Consider the following 19,627-nt stretch of genomic DNA (forward strand, 5'->3'; position numbering starts at 1 on the left):
GGAGCTATGAAACTGGTAGCGTGCTACAAATTTACGATATAGTGACTCATACGCACCTTAGCGAACTTGAGGAGAAGCCTGACATGAGTTCAAAAGAAAATGCCGCCACAGGCCAGTTGCTGGCGCTGCTCGAAGCGCGCTACGCCATTCGCGTGCTGTGGGCCCTGCGCGACGGCCATCCCCAGACGTTCCGCCTGCTGCAAGACAGCGTCGGCGGCATCACCCCCAACACACTCAACACGCGCCTGAAAGAACTGCGCGCCGCCAATCTGGTCACGCACGGTTCCGACGGCTACAGCCTCACCGTCAGCGGCGCCGACCTGGTCAAGCGCCTGTCCGACCTGCAAGCCTTCGCCACCAAGTGGGTCGCCGCCCAGGCCAAGAAGAAGTAAACCGGCCGCCGGCCGCGTCGGCAGGCATTGAAATTCGCCTCTGGCGCTTGCCAGACAAGCGCAGGCAGCTATATTTTTAGAAGCAATTTTCCATGAGCGACGGACTGCAGATCACCGACACCCGCCCCGGCACCGGCCCCGAAGCCCGCAAGGGCCAGAACGTCACCGTCCATTACACCGGCTGGCTCTACAACAACGGCCAACAGGGCGCCAAATTCGATTCCAGCCGCGACCGCAACGATCCCTTCCAGTTTCCGCTGGGCGCAGGCATGGTCATCAAGGGCTGGGACGAAGGCGTAGCCGGCATGAAGGTGGGCGGCCAGCGCACCCTCATCATTCCGCCCGACATGGGCTATGGCGCCCGTGGCGCCGGTGGCGTGATTCCCCCCAACGCCACGCTCAAGTTCGACGTCGAATTGCTGGGCGTGTCGGGCTGATTGCGTGGTCAACCGCCCTGCGGGGCCTGAAAAAGCCGCCTGCGGGCGGTTTTTTCGTTGCTGCGGGGCCAAAAAAGGCAATTGCCATGGGTTTCCAGCCTTGAAAAGCCGGCTGATCGCAACCACATGCAAGCAAACCCCATTTCCACACCGATCGTCATTCAACTGAACCTGCATGCACGACCCCAAAAACCCCTACCCCCACCACTCCTTCGACCCGCCCATGAGTTCCGAGGAACTGGAGGCCGCGGCAGCCGCCGAGGCCGCTGAACTCACCGCGGCGCACGACAACGCGCTGGCCGAGGTGCAGGCGCTGAAGGCCCAGGTCGCCGATCTGACCGACCAGTCGCTGCGCGCCCAGGCCGAGGCGCAGAACGCCCGCCGCCGCGCCGACGACGAAGTGGCCAAGGTCCGCAAGTTCGCCGTCGAATCCTTCGCCGAAAGCCTGCTGCCGGTCATCGACAGCCTGGAAGCGGCACTGAAGATCGACAACGCCAGCGCCGAGCAGTTGCGCGAAGGCACCGAAGCCACGCTGCGCCAGTTGCTGTCGGCGCTGGAGCGCAACAAGGTGGTTGAAGTGAACCCCGCGGCGGGCGCCCGATTCGACCCGACCGACCAGCAGGCCATCAGCATGGTGCCGTCGGAGCAGGAGCCGAACACCGTCGTCCACGTGCTGCAGAAGGGCTACACCATTGCCGACCGCGTGCTGCGCCCGGCGCTGGTCACCGTCGCGGCGCCGAAATAACGCGCCCCGCGCTTGAAAACCCCTCGCGCAACCGCAGCTTCAGGCTATTCCACTTCATTTCAGATTCACGGAGAACAACATGGCAAAGATCATTGGCATTGACTTGGGCACCACCAACAGCTGCGTGGCCATCATGGAAGGCAACTCGACCAAGGTGATCGAGAACGCCGAAGGCGCGCGCACCACGCCGTCCATCGTCGCGTACCAGGAAGACGGCGACATCCTGGTTGGCGCGCCGGCCAAGCGCCAGGCCGTCACCAACCCCAAGAACACCATCTACGCCGTCAAGCGCCTGATCGGCCGCAAGTTCGACGAGAAAGAGGTGCAGAAGGACATCGGCCTGATGCCCTACCAGATTGTCAAGGCCGACAACGGCGACGCCTGGGTCGAGGTGCGCGGCAAGAAGCTGTCGCCGCCGCAGATTAGCGCCGAAATCCTGCGCAAGATGAAGAAAACCGCCGAGGACTACCTGGGCGAGGCCGTGACCGAGGCCGTGATCACCGTGCCGGCCTACTTCAACGACAGCCAGCGCCAGGCCACCAAGGACGCGGGCCGCATCGCCGGCCTGGAAGTCAAGCGCATCATCAACGAGCCGACGGCCGCCGCGCTGGCATTCGGCCTGGACAAGGACGTCAAGGGCGACCGCAAGATCGCCGTCTATGACCTGGGCGGCGGCACGTTCGACGTGTCGATCATCGAGATCGCCGACGTCGATGGCGAAAAGCAGTTCGAGGTGCTGTCCACCAACGGCGACACCTTCCTGGGTGGCGAAGACTTCGACCAGCGCATCATCGACTACGTCATCACCGAGTTCAAGAAGGAAGCCGGCGTTGACCTGAAGAACGACGTGCTGGCCCTGCAGCGCCTGAAGGAAGCGGCCGAAAAGGCCAAGATCGAGCTGTCGTCCGCGCAAGCCACCGACATCAACCTGCCCTACATCACGGCCGACGCCTCGGGCCCCAAGCACCTGAACATCAAGCTCACGCGTGCCAAGTTCGAAAGCCTGGTCGAGGACCTGATCGAGCGCTCCATCGCGCCCTGCCGCACCGCCATCAAGGACGCGGGCGTGTCCGTGGGCGACATCGACGACGTGATCCTGGTCGGCGGCCAGACCCGCATGCCCAAGGTGCAGGACAAGGTGAAGGAGTTCTTCGGCAAGGAGCCGCGCAAGGACGTCAACCCCGACGAGGCGGTGGCCGTGGGCGCCGCCATCCAGGGCCAGGTGCTGTCGGGCGACCGCAAGGACGTGCTGCTGCTCGACGTCACCCCGTTGTCGCTCGGCATCGAGACCCTGGGCGGCGTGATGACGAAGATGATCACCAAGAACACCACCATCCCGACCAAGTTCGCGCAGACCTTCTCGACCGCCGACGATAACCAGCCGGCCGTGACGATCAAGGTCTATCAGGGCGAGCGTGAGCTGGCCAGCGGCAACAAGCTGCTGGGCGAGTTCAACCTGGAAGGCATTGCGCCCGCCCCGCGCGGCATGCCGCAGATCGAGGTGACCTTCGACATCGACGCCAACGGCATCCTGCACGTGTCGGCCAAGGACAAGGCCACCGGCAAGGAGAACAAGATCACCATCAAGGCGAACTCGGGCCTGTCCGAGTCCGAGATCCAGCAGATGGTGAAGGACGCCGAGCTGAACGCTGCCGAAGACCACAAGCGGGTCGAGCTGGTGCAGGCCCGCAACCAGGGCGACGCCATGGTGCACAGCGTGCGCAAGTCGGTCTCCGAGCACGGCGACAAGCTGGATGCCGGCGAAAAGACCCAGATCGAGGATGCGATCAAGGCGCTGGAAGAGGCGATCAAGGGCGACGACAAGGCCGCCATCGACGCCAAGACCGAGGCGCTGATGACCGCCAGCCAGAAGCTGGGCGAGAAGATGTACGCCGACGCAGCCGCGGCCCAGGGCGCGGGCGCAGCGCCGGGTGCCGGTGCACAGGCTTCCTCGGCCGCGGCCGACGACAACGTGGTCGACGCCGAGGTGAAGGAAGTCAAGAAAGACTGACGGGTGCTGCGCGGCCCTGGCCCGCGCGCCCCCGTGCGCCGCGCAGATGAGCACTGGCATCGTCTGCGCGGCTTTGTTATGTCGAGAGTGGAAATCGAGAATCCCTGATGGCCAAGCGCGATTACTACGAAGTTCTGGGCGTGCCCAAGAACGCGTCCGATGACGAGATCAAGAAGGCATACCGCAAGCTGGCGATGAAGTATCACCCGGACCGCAACCAGGGTGACGCGCAAACCGCCGAGCTGAAGTTCAAGGAGGCCAAGGAAGCCTACGAGATGCTGTCGGACCCGCAGAAGAAGGCGGCGTACGACCAGTACGGCCATGCCGGCGTGGACCCCAACATGCGCGGCGGCCCGGACGGTTTTGGCGGTTTTGCCGAGGCCTTCGGCGACATCTTCGGCGACATCTTCGGCCAGCAGCGCGGTGGCCGGGGCGGCCAGCAGATCTACCGCGGCGCCGACCTCAGCTACGCCATGGAAGTGACGCTGGAAGAAGCGGCCGCCGGCAAGGACGCGCAGATTCGCATCCCCAGCTGGGACGAGTGCGAGACCTGCCACGGCAGCGGCGCCAAGGCGGGCACCAGCGCCACCACCTGCGGCACTTGCCACGGCCAGGGCGTGGTGCAGATGCGCCAGGGCTTCTTCAGCGTGCAGCAGACCTGCCCCCATTGCCGCGGCAAGGGCAAGATCATCAAGGACCCCTGCGGCACCTGCCATGGACAGGGCAAGGTCAAGCAGCAGAAGACGCTGGAAGTGAAGATTCCGGCCGGCATCGACGACGGCATGCGCATCCGCTCAGCCGGCAACGGCGAGCCGGGCACCAACGGCGGCCCGCCGGGCGACCTCTTCATAGAGATTCGCCTGAAGAAGCATGACATCTTCGAGCGCGACGGCGACGACCTTCACTGCGTGGTGCCGATCAGCTTTGCCGCAGCCGCGCTGGGCGGCGAAATCGAGGTGCCCACGCTGAACGGCAAGGCCGCCATCGACATTCCCGACGGCACGCAGGCCGGCAAGCAGTTCCGCCTGCGCGGCAAGGGCATCCGGGGCGTTCGTTCGTCGTATCCGGGCGACCTGTACTGCCACATCAGCATCGAGACGCCGGTGAAGCTGACCGAACACCAGCGCAAGCTGCTGAAAGAGTTCGACGAGTCGCTGAAAAAAGGCGGGGCCAAGCATTCGCCCAGCACCGAGAGCTGGACGGATCGGCTCAAGAGCTTCTTTGGAGCGTGAGGCGAGCGACCGAATTTCGGCTGTACCCGGGCCGGTAGTTGTTGCGTGGCATTAGACTGACGGCCGGCTGCATGGGCGGATTCACCCCTTGGCCGTCCTCGCACCTCGCTGTTGACCCGAAAGACATCCACGTGAAGCCGCCCCGCTTCCTCGTCATTCCCGCGAAGGCGGGAATGCACAGTCGCTGCCCTCAGCCTTGCCGGTGGAGCCATGGATTCCCGCCTGCGCGGGAGTGACAGTCTTCCAAGTCGTTTGATTTCGCACGGTGCCTTTCTCCCCTGCCCCCACGTTGCCTGACCGGCGCCGCTCGTTCGGCCGAATGGGCGGTGGGCGGGACGCAGCGTGGTCGATGCGGCCGGCCACGTTGGTGCTCCTGGTCACGCTGTGGATCGCCACCATCGGCAACGTGGCGCTGTGGCGTGCCATGGCCGCCCTGCCGGAACTGGCCGACGGTCGCGGCCTGGCCTTCATGGTCGCTTTTGGCGTGGGCGTGGCCGCGCTGACGGCCCTGCCGCTGGCGCTGCTGGCCTGGCGCTGGACGCTGAAGCCCGTGCTGGTGCTGTTCTTGCTGGCGGCCGCGGGCGGCGCCTTCTTCATGGTCAGCTACGGCATCGTCATCGACCGCACCATGATGATCAACGTGCTGCTGACCGACTCGCGCGAAGCGCGCGACCTGCTCAGCCCGCAGCTGTTCGGGGTGCTGGCCGTGCTCGGCGTGGTGCCTGCACTGGCGGTGTGGCGTGCCCCGGTGCGCTGGGCCACTCCCGGTCGGCAGGCCTTTCACAACCTGGCGCTGGCCTTGCTGGCCGTGGCGGTGGTGGTGGCGTCGGCGGGCCTGTTCTTTCGCGACCTGTCGTCGACCATGCGCAACCACACACAGCTGCGCTTTCTCATCAACCCGCTCAATTCGTTCTACGCGCTGGCCATCATCGGGCAACAGCCGGTCCAACGCAGCGGCGTGGCCGTGCTACCCCTCGGCGAAGATGCGCAGCTGAAGCCACCCGCCACCGGCGCCAAGCCACCGCTGGTGGTCATGGTGCTGGGCGAAACCGCCCGCGCCGACCACCTTGGTCTGAACGGCTACGCGCGTGACACCACGCCGCGCCTGGCGCGTGAAAACGTCGCCAGCCTGCGCAATGTGTGGTCCTGCGGCACCAACACGGCGGCGTCGGTGCCTTGCATGTTCTCTCACCTGGGGCGCGAGGCGTTCGAAAGCCGGGACGCCAACACCGAAGGCCTGGTCGACGTGCTGCAACGCGCCGGCTATGGCGTGCTGTGGCTGGACAACCAGGCGGGCGGTTGCAAGGGCGTGTGCGACCGCGTACCCAAGGTCGATTACAAGCAGCTGCACGCCGCCGCTCCCGACCTGTGCAGCGGGGACGAGTGCTTTGATGAAGTCATGCTGCGCGGTCTGGACGAGCGCATCGCGGCCTTGCCGGCCGAGCGGCGCGCCCGCGGTGTGGTGGTGTTCATGCACCAGATGGGCAGCCACGGCCCGGCCTACTACAAGCGCACACCGGCCGCGCACAAGCGGTTCACGCCCGAGTGCACGACCAATGCCTTGCAGCAGTGCCCGCGCGAGCAGGTGGTCAACGCGTACGACAACACCATCCTGTACACCGACCATTTCCTGGCGCAGGCCATTGACTGGATGCGCACGCACGACGCAGCTTCGGCCACGGCGCTGGTGTATCTGTCCGACCACGGCGAATCGCTGGGTGAGAACAACCTGTACCTGCACGGTCTGCCCTACCGGATGGCGCCCGATGTGCAAAAGCGCGTCCCTTGGGTCACCTGGCTGTCACCGCGGTTCGAGCAGCAAAGTGGTGTCACGGTGGCGTGCCTGAAGGCCAAGGCCGATGAACGAGCGTCGCACGACCATTACTTCCACACCGCGCTGGGCCTGCTGGGCGTGCAGACGCAGGTGTATCGACCCCAGCTTGATCTGAGCGCCAGCTGCCGCGCGGCCGGCTGAACGGGTGGGTTGCGGCCCTGGCGCCGTCGCCCTACAGGAACCGGTCGAGCAGCTTGCGGCTGTGCTTGTCCATCTCCATCAGATCGCGGATCAGGTATTGCACGCCGTGCGCGTCGTTGACGATCAGCAGCCCCGGCCCCAGGCGCCGAATGTCTTCCTCGCCCTTGAGGACGAAGCTGGTCGGCCCACGGTCGGTTTCCACGACCCAGGTGCTGGGCGTGGCAAAGCTGCTGACGGATTTCAGGCTGCGCAGCACGGGCATGAATTCGCGCTGCTCCAGCGCTTCGGACAGCAGCGCCTGCTCCGCTGCGGGCAGCGCGCTCAGCCTTGGGACCCAGGCCAGTTCGTGGCCATCGGTGTCGACCAGGCTGACGCCTTCGTCGGGCGCCGCGATGGGAAAGGCGCGCACCGCCACCACGCCGATGTGCTCGTTGCCCTGCGCATCGGTCAGCACCAGGCGCCCGAACGCGTCACGGCGCAACCCGAAAACGATGCTCGCCGCGCTCATTTGTGCTCCTCCTTCAGCCCGGCCGCGGGGTCGACTTCGGCCTCACGGTCGATGAGCGGCGCGGTCGGCAAGGCCGGCGGGGGCGCGGGCGGATCTTCCGTGACCAGCATGCGGTCGCGTTCGGCCTTTTCCTGCCGCGCCTGCGCTTCGTACAAACGCCAGTACGCGCCGCGGTGGGCCATCAACTGGTCGTGCGTGCCCTCTTCCACCTTGAGTCCCTTGTCCATCACCACCAGCCGGTCGGCCTTGCGCAGGGTGGACAGGCGGTGCGCGATGGCGATGGTGGTGCGCCCGCGCACCAGGTTGTCGAGCGCCTTCTGGATCTCGCGCTCGGTCTCGGTGTCGACCGACGCCGTCGCTTCGTCGAGGATCAGGATGCGCGGGTCGATCAGCAGCGCGCGGGCAATGCTGATGCGCTGGCGCTCGCCGCCCGACAGCCCCTGGCCGCGCTCGCCCACCAGCGAGTCGTAGCCCTGCGGCAACCGCAGGATGAATTCGTGCGCGTGCGCGGCCCGTGCGGCCGCGACGATCTCCTCGCGCGTGGCGTCAGGCTTGCCGTAGGCGATGTTTTCGGCGATGGTGCCGAAAAACAGGAAAGGCTCCTGCAGCACCAGCCCCACGTGGCGCCGATAGTCGGCCACGCGCACCTGCCGCAGGTCGACGCCGTCCACCAGGATGGCGCCCTGCGTCACGTCGTAGAAGCGGCAGATCAGGTTGACCAGCGTGCTCTTGCCCGAGCCCGAATGACCGACCAGGCCAATCATTTCGCCCGGCTCGATGGTCAGGTCCAGCCCCCGGATGACCGAACGGTTGCCGTAGCGCAGCGCCGCGTTGCGCACTTCGATGCGGCCTTCCACCCGATTCAGCGCCACCGGGTTCCTGGGCTCGGGTACGCTGGATTCGTGGTCCAGAATCTCGAAGATGCGCTTGGTCGCCGACGCCGCCTTCTGGGTGACCGACACGATGCGGCTCATCGAATCCAGCCGGCTGTAAAAGCGTCCGATGTAGGCGATGAAGGCGGTCAGCACACCGACCGTGATCTGCCCGCGGCTGACCAGCCAGATGCCGGCCGCCCACACCACCAGCAGCCCGATCTCGGTCAGCAGCGTGACGGTGGGCGAAAACAGCGACCACAGCTTGTTCAGCTTGTCGTTGACCGCTAGGTTGTAGCGGTTGGCCTCTTTGAAACGGCCAGCCTCGCGCTCTTCCTGCGCGAAGGCCTTGACCACGCGGATGCCGGGTATGGTGTCGGCCAGGACGTTGGTCACCTCGCTCCAAACCCGGTCGATCTTCTCAAAGCCGGTACGTAGTCGGTCGCGCACCACGTGGATCAGCCAGGCAATGATCGGCAGCGGCACCAGGGTGACCATGGCCAGCGTCGGGTCGATGGAGAACAGGATCACCGCCGTCATGCCGATCATCAGCACATCGGTCGCAAAGTCGAGCAGATGCAGGGACAGGAAGACGTTGATGCGATCCGTTTCCGATCCAATTCGCGCCATCAGGTCGCCCGTGCGGCGGCCGCCAAAGTATTCCAGTGAAAGATTGAGCAAGTGCTCGTAAGTGCTTGTGCGCAGGTCGGCGCCGATGCGCTCTGACACCAGGGCCAGGATGTAGGTCTTGGCCCAGCTGAGCACCCACGCCAGCAGCGATGCGCCCAGCAGGCCCGACAGCAGCAGCGTCACATAGCCGGTGTCAATCTGCTGCCCGTTCTGGAACGGGATCAGCACCTTGTCCATCAGGGGCATCGTCAGGTACGGGGGCACCAGCGTGGCGGCGGTGGCCGCCAGCGTCAGGCAAAAGGCCACGAACAGGCGCCAGCGGTACGGCCGTGCAAAGCGCCACAGGCGAAACAGCGTCCAGGTGGACGGCGGCTTGTCCTCGGGCAGGTCCTCCGGCTCGTCCGCCTCGGGACCGATGGGCTCGTCCACCGGCACAGCCGCGGCACCCTGGGATGCCGCAAGCGCCCGTTCGAATTGGCCCAGCAGTTGCAGCGCGGCCGGGTTGTGGCCCAGCGTGAAGCGCCAGACAGCCAGTTGCTGCTGCGGATCGCGCAATTCGAGCGTGCCCACGCCGGCATAGTCGTGGTGCGACAGCGACAGTCCGGGGGTCAGATCCCAGCTGCGCCATGCCGTTTCATCCGGAAACCGCGATATAAGCCGTTGATCTGTAATGACGAGCGTGCCGGCCCCGAAGCGAAGCTGCCGATTCAGGTCAACTTCCAGCGTGGCCAGCACGTTTTCAGATGGGCGCAGTGAAACCCCTGCGGTGGCCAGTTCGGAATCCAGCCGAGCAGTCGGGCCGACGACGTGGGGGGGTGGCTGACGACATGAATTCAGAAATACGGCGGGCCGGGAAAATGCCGAGACGGCGGCCCTTCGCAAACAATCATCGAGGAAAGCGAGCGCACTTCCATGAGGCGAATCGACCAGAACCAGCCTGGCTTGTTCGGCGGTGGCGGATTGTATCCCCGCATCCACACGGCCACGGCCGAGCAGACCGAGCCTTCGGCTGAAACCTGCCCGGCGCGCCAGTTTGCGGACATCGTGATCCGCCGCATGTCGCACCTGCAGGGCCCCAATGTCTGGACCTACCGCGCCGTGATCGAGGCCGTGGTCGACATCGGTGAGCTTGAGGACTTCCCCTCCAACACGCTTCCCGGCTTCTACCAGCGGCTGACCGGCTGGCTGCCCGGCCTGATCGAGCACCGCTGCAGCGTCGGCCGGCGCGGCGGCTTCCTGATGCGCCTGCGCGACGGCACCTGGCCCGGCCACATCCTGGAGCATGTGGCGCTGGAGCTGCAGACGCAGGCCGGCATGAAGACCGGTTTTGGCAAGGCGCGCATGACGCACGAACGCGGCGTCTACAAGGTCGTCATCCGCACCCGCAACGAGGCCATCGGCAAGCTGGCGCTGACCTCCGCCCGCGACCTGGTCATGGCCGCCATCAACGACAAGCCCTACGACGTGGCCGCCACCATCGCCAAACTGACCGACATGGTCGACCGCCAGTGCCTGGGCCCCAGCACCGCCTGCATCGTGGACGCCGCCAACGAGCGCGACATCCCCGCCATCCGCCTGAACGACGGCAACCTGGTGCAACTGGGGCACGGCGCGGCCCAACGCCGCATCTGGACGGCCGAGACCGACCGCACCAGCGCCATCGCCGAAGGCATCTCGCGCGACAAGGACCTGACCAAGCAGCTGCTGGCCGCCGCTGGCGTGCCGGTGCCCGAGGGCCGCACCGTCGAATCGGCCGAAGCCGCCTGGGACGCGGCCGAGGACATTGGCTTGCCGGTCGTCGTCAAGCCGTCCGACGGCAACCACGCCCGGGGCGTGTCGCTCAACCTCAAGACACGCGATGAAGTGATCCATGCCTTCGCCGCAGCGGAGCAGGAAGGCTCCGAGGTGATCGTCGAGCGCTTCATCCCCGGCCAGGAGCATCGCCTGCTGGTGGTGGGCGGCAAGGTCGTGGCCGCCACGCGCGGCGAAATCATCCGCGTCGGCGGCGATGGCAAGTCTTCCATCGCCCAGCTGATCGATACCCAGGTCAACACCGACCCGCGCCGCGGCGAGGAAGAGCACCTGCCGCTCGAAACCCTGCGCGCCAACGACCCCGTGCTGCTGTTGCTGCTGCAGCGCCAGGGCCTGACACCCGACAGCGTGCTGCCGCGTGGCGAATCCGCCGTGGTGCAGCGCACCGGCAACATGGCCATCGACGTGACCGGCCAGGTGCACCCCGACATTGCCGAACAGATGGCGCTGGCCGCCCGCGTGGTCGGGCTGGACATTGCCGGCATCGACCTGGTGGTGGAAGACATCGCCCAGCCGCTGGCCCCCCCAGGGCGGCGCCATCGTCGAAGTCAACGCCGGCCCAGGCTTGCTGATGCACCTGAAACCGGCTGTGGGCCGGGCGCAGCCGGTGGGCGAGGCCATCGCCAGCCACCTGTTCCCGCCGGGCGCATCGGGGCGCATCCCCATCGTCGGCATCGTCGGTGACGGGCAAAGCTCGCTGGCGGCGCGGCTGACCGGCACGCTGATCCAGCTGCACGGCCTCAACGCCGCCACGGCCTGCCGTGACGGCCTGTTCCTGGGCAAACGCCAGCTGGCCGCGGCCGACGCGCTGGGCCACGAGGCCTGCGAACGCATGCTGATCAACCGCACGGTGCAGGCGGCGGTGTTCGAGACTTCGCCCCGCCACATCCTGACCGAAGGCCTGCCCTACGACCGCTGCCAGATCGGCGTGGTCATGGCCATGCCCGGCCCGCAGGGGCTGGAAGACCAGTACATCACCGACGCCGAACAGATGCCCAACGTGGTCCGCACCCAGGTCGACGTGGTGCTGCCGCAAGGCGCGTCGGTGCTGAACGCCGACGACGCCCACGTGCTGGAACTGGCCGATTACAGCGACGGCGAGGTGGTGCTCTACAGCCTCGACCCCGCCAGCGAAGCGCTCGCCGCGCACCGCGGCCGCAAGGGGCGCGCCGTATTCGCCCGCGGCGACGCCATCGTGCTGGCCAGCGGCGCCGAAGAAACCCTGCTGCTGCAGTTGCACAGCCCGGATTTCTCTGCCCTGTCGGCCAACCTGCCTGCCGATGTGCGGCCGCATGTGCTGGCTGCGGTGGCCACGGCCTGGGCGCTCGGCATCCCGGCGGATCTGATCCGCGCCGGTTTGTTGCGATTCGGTGAAATTCAGTCGGCCGCGGCTGTCCACTGATTCGCACGCTCGTCCGTTGCATCTCTCAGTTGCACTGTCTTTAGGACATTTCATGGAAGTCACCCGCATTCGCGCCCTGCGCGGTCCCAACCTGTGGAGCCGCCATACAGCCATCGAGGCTGTCGTCACCTGCGACGGCGCCGAGCGCGATCTGCGCACCACGCCCGCCTTCGAAAAGCGGCTGCGTGAGCTGTTTCCCTCCGTGGGCGGGCTGCATGCCAACAAGCCCAGCACCCCCATTTCGATGGCACACGCGCTGGAGCTGACCGCGCTGGCGCTGCAGGCCGAGGCCGGTTGCCCGGTCACCTTCAGCCGCACCACCCCGACCGAGATCGAAGGCACCTTCCAGGTCGCCGTGCAGTACACCGAAGAAGCCGTCGGTCGCCTGGCCTTTGAAAAAGCCCAGCAGCTGTGCCGCGCCGCCGCCGACGGCGGCAGCTTTGACCTGGCCGGCACGCTGGCCGAATTGCGCGAGCTGGACGAAGACGAGCGCCTGGGCCCGTCCACCGGCGCCATCGTCGACGCCGCCGTGCAGCGCGGCATCCCGTTCAAGCGGCTGACCAGCGGCAGCCTGGTGCAGCTGGGCTGGGGCAGCCAGCAGCGCCGCATCCAGGCGGCCGAGGTCGACGGCACCAGCGCCATCGCCGAAGCCATCGCCCAGGACAAGGACCTGACCAAGAAGCTGCTGCACTCCGCCGGCGTGCCGGTGCCGATGGGCCGCCCCGTCACCGACCTGGAAGACGCCTGGGCCGCTGCGCAGGAGATCGGCCTGCCCGTGGTCGTGAAGCCGCAGGACGGCAACCAGGGCAAGGGCGTCACGGTGGGCATCATCGACCGCCAACATTTTGAAATCGGCTACCGCGCCGCGTCGGAATACGGCGCCGTGATGGTCGAGCGCTACCTGCCCGGCCACGACTTCCGCCTGCTGGTGGTGGGCAACAAGCTGGTGGCCGCCGCCCGGCGCGACCCGCCACTGGTCATCGGCGATGGCCAGCACACGGTGCGCGAACTGGTGGCCGAGGTCAACCTAGACCCCCGTCGCGGCGAAGGCCACGGCACCTCGCTGACCAAGATCCGCATCGACGCCATTGCCGAGGCGCGCCTGGCCGCGCAAGGCTTCACGCCCGACAGCGTGCCGGCCAAGGGCCAGCGCGTGGTGCTGCGCAACAACGCCAACCTGTCTACCGGCGGCACCGCCACCGACGTGACCGACAGCGTGCACCCCGAAGTCGCCGCGCGCGCCATCGAGGCCGCGCAGACCGTGGGCCTCGATATCTGCGGCGTCGACGTGGTGTGCGAAACCGTCATCAAGCCGCTGGAAGAACAGAACGGCGGCATCGTCGAAGTCAATGCCGCGCCCGGCCTGCGCATGCACATCAGCCCCTCGTTCGGCAAGGGCCGCGACGTCGGCGGCGCCGTGATGGACCTGATGTACCCCGATGGCGGCAACGGCCGCGTGCCGGTCATCGCCGTCACGGGCACCAATGGCAAGACCACCACGGTCCGCCTCACGGCGCACCTGCTCAAGGCCAACGGCCTGCGCGTGGGCATGACCAACACCGACGGCGTGTACGTCAACGGCCGCCAGATCGATTCGGGCGACTGCTCCGGCCCGCGCAGCGCGCGCAACGTGCTGGCGCACCCCGACGTGGACGCCGCCGTGCTGGAAACCGCGCGCGGCGGCCTGTTGCGCGAAGGCCTGGCGTTCGACCAGTGCGACGTCGCCATCGTCACCAACCTGGGCGGCGGCGACCACCTGGGCCTGAACTACATCACCACGCTGGAAGACCTGAAGGTGCTCAAGCGCGTGATCGTGCTGAATGTGGCGCCCACCGGCACCGCCGTGCTCAACGCCGCCGACCCGGCGGTCGTCGCGATGGCGCCGCACTGCCCCGGCAAGGTCACTTTCTTCGCACAGGACGGCCACCACCCCGTCATTGCCACGCACATGGCGCAGGGCAAGCGCGTGGTGTTCGTCGATCGCGGCGACATCGTCTGCGTCGAGGACGGCTTCATGAAGCGCCTGCCGCTGGCGCGCGTGCCGCTGACGCGCAAGGGCGTGCTCGGCTTCCAGGTTGAGAACTGCATGGCCTCGGTGGCCGCCGCCTGGGCGATTGGCACGCCGTGGGAAGCCATCCAGAAAGGCCTGGCCACGTTCATCAGCGACCTGCACGGCGTGCCCGGGCGCTTCAACGTGTTCGACCACGCGGGCGCCACCGTGATCGCCGACTACGGCCACAACCCGGACGCCATCGCCGCGCTGGTGGCGGGCGTGCAGAACATGCCTGCGCGCCGCCGCTCGGTGGTGATCAGCGGCGCGGGCGACCGGCGCGACGAGGACATTCGCGGCCAGACACGCATCCTGGGCGCGGCTTTCGACGACGTGATCCTGTACCAGGACGCCTGCCAGCGCGGCCGCGCCGACGGCGAAGTGCTGGGCCTGCTGCGCCAGGGGCTGGAAGGCGCCACGCGCACCCGGCACGTCGAAGAAATCCACGGCGAACTCGCCGCGATCGACCGCGCCCTGGGCCAGCTCAAGTCGGGCGACCTGTGCCTCGTGCTGATCGACCAGGTCGAAGAAGCGTTGGCACACATCCAGCAGCGCGTGGATGAAGCCAACCTTGCTCAAGCCAAGCCGGCCAGCCCGCGCAAATCGGCCACGCGCAGCGCGCGGCCCAAGCGCAGCAAGGCGACCACCACCGTGGCGCTGGGCCTGCGCCTCTGACCGGCGCGCTTGTCTGCCACCCGCAAAAAAGCCCGCGCAAGCGGGCTTTTTGCTGGGCAATGCTGCCGCGCGATCAGAGCGCCAGACGCTGCCGCGCTTCGGCGTACTCGCGCTTCAGGCGAGCAATCAGCTCGGCCGCGGGCACCACCTGCTTGATGGCGCCAATGCCCTGCCCGCAACCCCAGATGTCCTTCCACGCCTTGGCGGCGCGCGCGTCGCCACCGGCGGTGCCGAAGTTCATCTTGCTCGGGTCGCTCTGCGGCAGGTTGTCCGGGTCCATGCCGGCGTTGCGGATGCTGCCCTTGAGGTAGTTGCCCAGCACGCCGGTGTAGAAGTTGCTGTAGACGATGTCGTCCGAATCGCTCTCGCAGATCATCCGCTTGTAGTCATCGACGGCGCGCGCCTCGTCGGTGGCGATGAAGGCCGAACCGATGTAGGCCAGGTCGGCCCCACATGCCTGCGCCGCCAGGATGGCGCCGCCCGAGGCGATGGCGCCCGACAGCGCCACCGGGCCATCGAACCATTCACGGATTTCCTGCACCATGGCAAACGGGCTCTTGGCGCTGGCGTGGCCGCCGGCGCCGGCCGCCACGGGGATCAGGCCGTCGGCGCCCTTCTCGATCGCCTTGTGCGCGAACACGTTGTTGATGACGTCGTGCATCACGATGCCGCCCCAGCTGTGCACGGCCTGGTTCACGTCCTCTCGGGCGCCCAGGCTGGTGATGATGATGGGCACCTTGTACTTGGCGCACAGCTGCATGTCGTGCTCGAGCCGGTCGTTGCTCTTGTGCACGATCTGGTTGATGGCAAAGGGCGCGGCGGGGTTGTCGGGGTTCGCCTTGTCCCAGGCGGCCAGCGCCTCGGTGATCTCGGCCAGCCATTCGTCCAGCTGCTCGGCCGGGCGTGCATTGAGCGCGGGCATGGAGCCGACCACGCCGGACGTGCATTGGGCGATCACCAGCTTGGGGTTGCTGATGATGAACAGCGGCGAGCCGATGACGGGAAACTTCAGTTGCTTCAGGACGGGCGGCAGTTTGGACATGGTGGATTTTTCCGTTGCGATCTGGAAAATATTAACGAAAACAGCCTTCTGCGCCTGTCGCGCAAGCGCAGAACGCTATTAAATGAGTAGCAATCGATCAGAAGGCTTCGAGCGCCAGCGCGGTCACGCTGTCCGCGCCGTCGACGATGGCATCGCGCACGCCCGGCACGCGCGTCAGGATGTGGTCGGCGTAGAAGCGCGCGGTGGCGATCTTGGCGGTCATGAAAGCCACGTCCTGCCCGGCGGCCAGCTGCTTTTCGGCCGCCATCAGCGCGCGGCCCAGTTGCCAGCCGGCCACCAGGTTGCCGGTCAGCAGCAGGTAGGGCACGCTGCCCGCATAGGCGGCGTTCGGGTCGGCCTTGGATTGCGCAGCGATGAAATCGACCACGTCGATGAAGGCTTCGCGCGCGGCCTTCAGGCGCTTGGCGACGGCCTTGGCGTTGTCGCTGCCGGCGGCCAGTTCCTTCTCGGTCGCCTCGATCTGGCTGGCGATGGCCTTGGCCGTCTGCCCGCCGTCGCGCGCCGTCTTGCGGCCGACCAGGTCATTGGCCTGGATGGCGGTGGTGCCTTCGTAGATGGTCAGGATCTTGGCGTCGCGGTAGTACTGCGCGGCACCGGTTTCCTCGATGAAGCCCATGCCACCGTGCACCTGCACGCCCAGGTCGGTGGCTTCCAGGCTCATCTCGGTGCTGTAGCCCTTGACCAGCGGCACCATGAATTCGTAGAAGGTCTGGTTCTGGCGGCGCACCTCGGCATCCGGATGGTGGTGCGCGGCGTCGTAGGCCGCCGCCGCGGTGCTGGCCATGGCGCGGCAGCCTTCGGTCAGCGCGCGCATCGTCATCAGCATGCGTCGCACGTCGGGGTGGTGGATGATGGTGGCGGCGCCCTTTACGCTGCCGTCGACCGGGCGGCTCTGCACGCGGTCGTTGGCGTACTGCACCGCCTTCTGGTAAGCGCGCTCGGCAATAGCGATGCCCTGCACGCCGACGGCGTAGCGCGCGGCGTTCATCATGATGAACATGTACTCTAGGCCGCGGTTTTCCTCACCCACCAGATAGCCGATAGCGCCGCCGTGGTCACCATACTGCAGCACGGCCGTGGGGCTGGCCTTGATGCCCATCTTGTGTTCGATGCTGACGCAGTAGACGTCGTTGCGGTCACCCAGGCTGCCGTCTTGGTTGACCATGAACTTGGGCACCACGAACAGGCTGATGCCCTTGACGCCCTCGGGCGCGCCCGACACGCGGGCCAGCACCAGGTGGACAATGTTGTCCGCCATGTCGTGCTCGCCGTAGGTGATGAAGATCTTGGTGCCGAAGACACGATAGGTGCCGTCGGGCTGCGGTTCGGCACGGGTGCGCACGGCCGCCAGATCGCTGCCGGCCTGCGGCTCGGTCAGGTTCATGGTGCCGGTCCATTCGCCGGAAATCAGCTTCTCCAGATAGGTCGACTTGAGCTCGTCGCCGCCCGCCGTCAGCAGTGCCTCGATGGCGCCGTCGGTCAACAGCGGGCACAGCGCGAAGCTGAGGTTGGCCGAATTCAGGATTTCGCCGCAGGCGGCGCCAATGGTCTTGGGCAGGCCCTGGCCACCAAAGTCGGCCGGGTGCTGCAGGCCCTGCCAGCCACCTTCGGTGTATTGCTGATAAGCCTCCTTGAAGCCCTTGCTGGTGGTGACCGAAGTGCCCGAATGGCTGGACGGCGCCTTGTCGGCGTCGGCGTTCAGCGGCGCCACCACTTCCTCGTTGAAGCGCGCGCACTCTTCCAGCACGGCCTGCGCGGTCTCCTGGCCCGCATCCTCGAAGCCCGGGATCTTGGCGATTTCATCGATCCGCGCCAGATGTTCGATGTTGAACATCATGTCCTTGACGGGGGCCTTGTAGCTCATGGTTCGCTCCTCACACAGATTTCTTCAAAAAAGAAAGGGCATCGCACGCGATGCCCTTGCAAGATGGCAGGCTGCGCCAGACGGCGCGCGCCGGATCAAAGGGCCTTGACCAGTTCAGGCACGGCCGTGAACAGATCGGCCTCCAGGCCGTAGTCGGCCACGCTGAAGATCGGCGCCTCGGGGTCCTTGTTGATGGCCACGATGACCTTGCTGTCCTTCATGCCCGCCAGGTGCTGGATGGCGCCCGAAATGCCAGCGGCAATGTACAGCTGCGGCGCCACGATCTTGCCGGTCTGGCCGACCTGCAGGTCGTTGGGCGCGTAGCCGGCGTCCACCGCGGCGCGGCTGGCGCCGATGGCGGCGCCCAGCTTGTCGGCCAGGGGGGTAATGACTTCCGTGAACTTTTCGGCGCTGCCCAGCGCGCGGCCGCCGGACACGACGATCTTGGCCGCCGTCAGTTCGGGCCGGTCGTTCTTGGCGATTTCCTGGCCGACGAAGCTGCTCTTGCCGCTGTCGGCGGTGGCCTGGGCGGTTTCAACCGCCGCGCTGCCGCCGCTGGCGGCTGCCGCGTCGAAACCGGTGGTGCGCACGGTGATGACCTTGGTGGCATCGCCGCTTTGCACCACGGCAATGGCGTTGCCGGCGTAGATGGGGCGCTCGAAGGTATCGGCGCTGTCGACCTTGGTGATGTCGCTGATCTGCGCGACGTCGAGCTTGGCGGCGACGCGCGGAGCGACGTTCTTGCCGCTGGCGGTGGCCGGGAACAGGATGTGGCTGTAGCTGCCGGCCAGGGCCAGCACCTGCGCGGCCACGTTTTCGGCCAGGCCGTGGGCGAAGGCTTCGCCGTCGGCGTGGATCACCTTGCTGACGCCAGCGATCTGGCTGGCGGCCTGCGCGGCGGCGCCGGCGTTGTGGCCGGCCACGAGCACGTGGACATCACCGCCGCAGGCAGCGGCGGCGGTGACGGTGTTGAGGGTGGCGGGCTTGATGCTGGCGTTGTCGTGTTCGGCAATGACGAGTGCGGTCATGGTTTGAATCCTAGGGGGTCAAGGGGGCGCCGGTCCTTTCCAGGGCACCCGCGGAACTGGCTTTGCCAGGCCGCTGGGTGCGTCCCCTTGGGGGAAGGTGGCCGGCAGGCCGACTCAGGGGGTTAGATAACTTTCGCTTCGTTCTTCAGCTTGTCGACCAAGGTCGCCACGTCAGGCACCTTGATGCCAGCGCCGCGCTTGGGCGGCTCCATCACTTTCAGCGTCTTCAGGCGCGGCTTGACGTCGACGCCCAGGTCCTCGGGCTTGACCACGTCGAGCTGCTTCTTCTTGGCCTTCATGATGTTGGGCAGCGTGACGTAGCGCGGCTCGTTCAGGCGCAGGTCGGTGGTGACCACCGCCGGCAGCGTGACGGCGATGGTTTCCAGGCCGCCGTCGACTTCGCGCGTGACCTGGGCCTTGCCGTCGGCCACTTCGACCTTGCTGGCGAAGGTGGCCTGCGGCAGGTCGGCCAGCGCGGCCAGCATCTGGCCGGTCTGGTTGGCGTCGTCGTCAATCGCCTGCTTGCCCAGGATGACCAGCTGCGGCTGCTCCTTGTCGACCAGCGCCTTCAGCAGCTTGGCGACGGCCAGCGGCTGCAGCTCTTCGGCGGTTTCGACCAGGATGCCGCGGTCGGCGCCGATGGCCATGGCGGTGCGCAGCGTTTCCTGCGACTTGGCATCGCCGCAGGAAACGGCGATGATTTCGGAGACAACACCCTTTTCCTTCAGGCGGACAGCTTCCTCGACGGCGATTTCGTCGAACGGATTCATGCTCATCTTGACGTTGGCGATGTCCACGCCGGTCTGGTCGGACTTCACGCGCACTTTCACGTTGTAGTCCACCACGCGCTTGACGGCGACGAGTGCTTTCATTTCTGGGAATCTCCTGGGTTGATGTTCTGGCGTCGCGCCGGTCAGGCCCGGCTCGAAAA

Annotated in this window: 13 protein-coding genes and 1 pseudogene; 8 read left to right on the plus strand and 6 right to left on the minus strand. The window is 66.7% G+C overall.

Translation table 11 applies throughout. The features are described 5' to 3' along the window. Positions 1 to 83 precede the first annotated feature (83 nt). The 6 genes from R0D99_RS09495 to R0D99_RS09520 all read left to right on the plus strand — a co-directional run bounded on the left by R0D99_RS09495 (position 84) and on the right by R0D99_RS09520 (position 6,792). Positions 84 to 392, plus strand: coding sequence for a helix-turn-helix domain-containing protein (locus tag R0D99_RS09495; protein WP_317748016.1), 309 nt, complete (start codon positions 84 to 86; stop codon positions 390 to 392). 92 nt (positions 393 to 484) lie between these two features. Beyond that, positions 485 to 829 carry an FKBP-type peptidyl-prolyl cis-trans isomerase gene (locus R0D99_RS09500; RefSeq protein ID WP_317748017.1) on the plus strand — a complete coding sequence of 115 codons (345 nt, stop codon included), beginning with the start codon at positions 485 to 487 and terminating at the stop codon, positions 827 to 829. A gap of 175 nt (positions 830 to 1,004) precedes the next feature. After that, on the plus strand, positions 1,005 to 1,574 hold the full coding sequence (gene grpE / locus R0D99_RS09505; protein ID WP_317748018.1) for a nucleotide exchange factor GrpE: 570 nt from the start codon (positions 1,005 to 1,007) through the stop codon (positions 1,572 to 1,574). A 79-nt stretch (positions 1,575 to 1,653) separates the two neighbouring features. Then, on the plus strand, positions 1,654 to 3,585 hold the full coding sequence (gene dnaK / locus R0D99_RS09510; protein ID WP_317748019.1) for a molecular chaperone DnaK: 1,932 nt from the start codon (positions 1,654 to 1,656) through the stop codon (positions 3,583 to 3,585). 107 nt (positions 3,586 to 3,692) lie between these two features. After that, positions 3,693 to 4,817, plus strand: coding sequence for a molecular chaperone DnaJ (gene dnaJ / locus R0D99_RS09515; RefSeq protein WP_317748020.1), 1,125 nt, complete (start codon positions 3,693 to 3,695; stop codon positions 4,815 to 4,817). A 289-nt stretch (positions 4,818 to 5,106) separates the two neighbouring features. Beyond that, positions 5,107 to 6,792, plus strand: coding sequence for a phosphoethanolamine--lipid A transferase (locus R0D99_RS09520; RefSeq protein ID WP_317748021.1), 1,686 nt, complete (start codon positions 5,107 to 5,109; stop codon positions 6,790 to 6,792). A 31-nt stretch (positions 6,793 to 6,823) separates the two neighbouring features. On the opposite strand, the gene R0D99_RS09525 is transcribed toward R0D99_RS09520, so the two are convergent. Next, positions 6,824 to 7,300, minus strand: coding sequence for a DUF1854 domain-containing protein (locus R0D99_RS09525; RefSeq protein ID WP_317748022.1), 477 nt, complete (start codon positions 7,298 to 7,300; stop codon positions 6,824 to 6,826). Beyond that, on the minus strand, positions 7,297 to 9,588 hold the full coding sequence (locus tag R0D99_RS09530) for an ABC transporter ATP-binding protein (protein ID WP_317751058.1): 2,292 nt from the start codon (positions 9,586 to 9,588) through the stop codon (positions 7,297 to 7,299). The genes R0D99_RS09525 and R0D99_RS09530 overlap by 4 nt, the downstream gene beginning before the upstream one ends. A 270-nt stretch (positions 9,589 to 9,858) precedes the next feature. On the opposite strand from R0D99_RS09530, the pseudogene cphA (R0D99_RS09535) reads away from it, so the two are divergent. Then, positions 9,859 to 12,016: pseudogene (gene cphA / locus R0D99_RS09535) on the plus strand (cyanophycin synthetase). Between the two features lie 52 nt (positions 12,017 to 12,068). Further along, complete coding sequence (gene cphA, locus R0D99_RS09540; RefSeq protein ID WP_317748023.1) at positions 12,069 to 14,741, plus strand: cyanophycin synthetase; 2,673 nt, start codon at positions 12,069 to 12,071, stop codon at positions 14,739 to 14,741. Positions 14,742 to 14,814: 73 nt separating this feature from the next. On the opposite strand, the gene R0D99_RS09545 is transcribed toward cphA (R0D99_RS09540), so the two are convergent. The 4 genes from R0D99_RS09545 to R0D99_RS09560 form a co-directional block, all read right to left on the minus strand. Next, positions 14,815 to 15,783 carry a nitronate monooxygenase family protein gene (locus tag R0D99_RS09545; protein WP_317748024.1) on the minus strand — a complete coding sequence of 323 codons (969 nt, stop codon included), beginning with the start codon at positions 15,781 to 15,783 and terminating at the stop codon, positions 14,815 to 14,817. Between the two features lie 97 nt (positions 15,784 to 15,880). Beyond that, positions 15,881 to 17,668, minus strand: coding sequence for an acyl-CoA dehydrogenase (locus tag R0D99_RS09550; RefSeq protein ID WP_317748026.1), 1,788 nt, complete (start codon positions 17,666 to 17,668; stop codon positions 15,881 to 15,883). A 95-nt stretch (positions 17,669 to 17,763) separates the two neighbouring features. Next, positions 17,764 to 18,696: an electron transfer flavoprotein subunit alpha/FixB family protein gene (locus tag R0D99_RS09555; protein WP_317748027.1), complete on the minus strand. Its 933-nt coding sequence runs from the start codon at positions 18,694 to 18,696 to the stop codon at positions 17,764 to 17,766. A gap of 122 nt (positions 18,697 to 18,818) precedes the next feature. Then, positions 18,819 to 19,568, minus strand: a complete 750-nt coding sequence (locus R0D99_RS09560) for an electron transfer flavoprotein subunit beta/FixA family protein (RefSeq protein ID WP_317748028.1) — start codon at positions 19,566 to 19,568, stop codon at positions 18,819 to 18,821. Positions 19,569 to 19,627: the final 59 nt, after the last annotated feature.

The organism is Ottowia sp. SB7-C50, assembly GCF_033110285.1.
In the GTDB taxonomy this organism is placed as follows: domain Bacteria; phylum Pseudomonadota; class Gammaproteobacteria; order Burkholderiales; family Burkholderiaceae_C; genus Ottowia.

Excerpts from the sequence above, each read along its gene's own strand:
- R0D99_RS09560 (WP_317748028.1), bottom strand. The coding sequence starts at position 19,568 with ATGAAAGCACTCGTCGCCGTCAAGCGCGTGGTGGACTACAACGTGAAA.
- dnaK (WP_317748019.1), top strand. The coding sequence starts at position 1,654 with ATGGCAAAGATCATTGGCATTGACTTGGGCACCACCAACAGCTGCGTG.
- R0D99_RS09555 (WP_317748027.1), bottom strand. The coding sequence starts at position 18,696 with ATGACCGCACTCGTCATTGCCGAACACGACAACGCCAGCATCAAGCCC.
- grpE (WP_317748018.1), top strand. The coding sequence starts at position 1,005 with ATGCACGACCCCAAAAACCCCTACCCCCACCACTCCTTCGACCCGCCC.
- R0D99_RS09550 (WP_317748026.1), bottom strand. The coding sequence starts at position 17,668 with ATGAGCTACAAGGCCCCCGTCAAGGACATGATGTTCAACATCGAACAT.
- cphA (WP_317748023.1), top strand. The coding sequence starts at position 12,069 with ATGGAAGTCACCCGCATTCGCGCCCTGCGCGGTCCCAACCTGTGGAGC.
- dnaJ (WP_317748020.1), top strand. The coding sequence starts at position 3,693 with ATGGCCAAGCGCGATTACTACGAAGTTCTGGGCGTGCCCAAGAACGCG.
- R0D99_RS09525 (WP_317748022.1), bottom strand. The coding sequence starts at position 7,300 with ATGAGCGCGGCGAGCATCGTTTTCGGGTTGCGCCGTGACGCGTTCGGG.
- R0D99_RS09545 (WP_317748024.1), bottom strand. The coding sequence starts at position 15,783 with ATGTCCAAACTGCCGCCCGTCCTGAAGCAACTGAAGTTTCCCGTCATC.
- R0D99_RS09495 (WP_317748016.1), top strand. The coding sequence starts at position 84 with ATGAGTTCAAAAGAAAATGCCGCCACAGGCCAGTTGCTGGCGCTGCTC.
- R0D99_RS09500 (WP_317748017.1), top strand. The coding sequence starts at position 485 with ATGAGCGACGGACTGCAGATCACCGACACCCGCCCCGGCACCGGCCCC.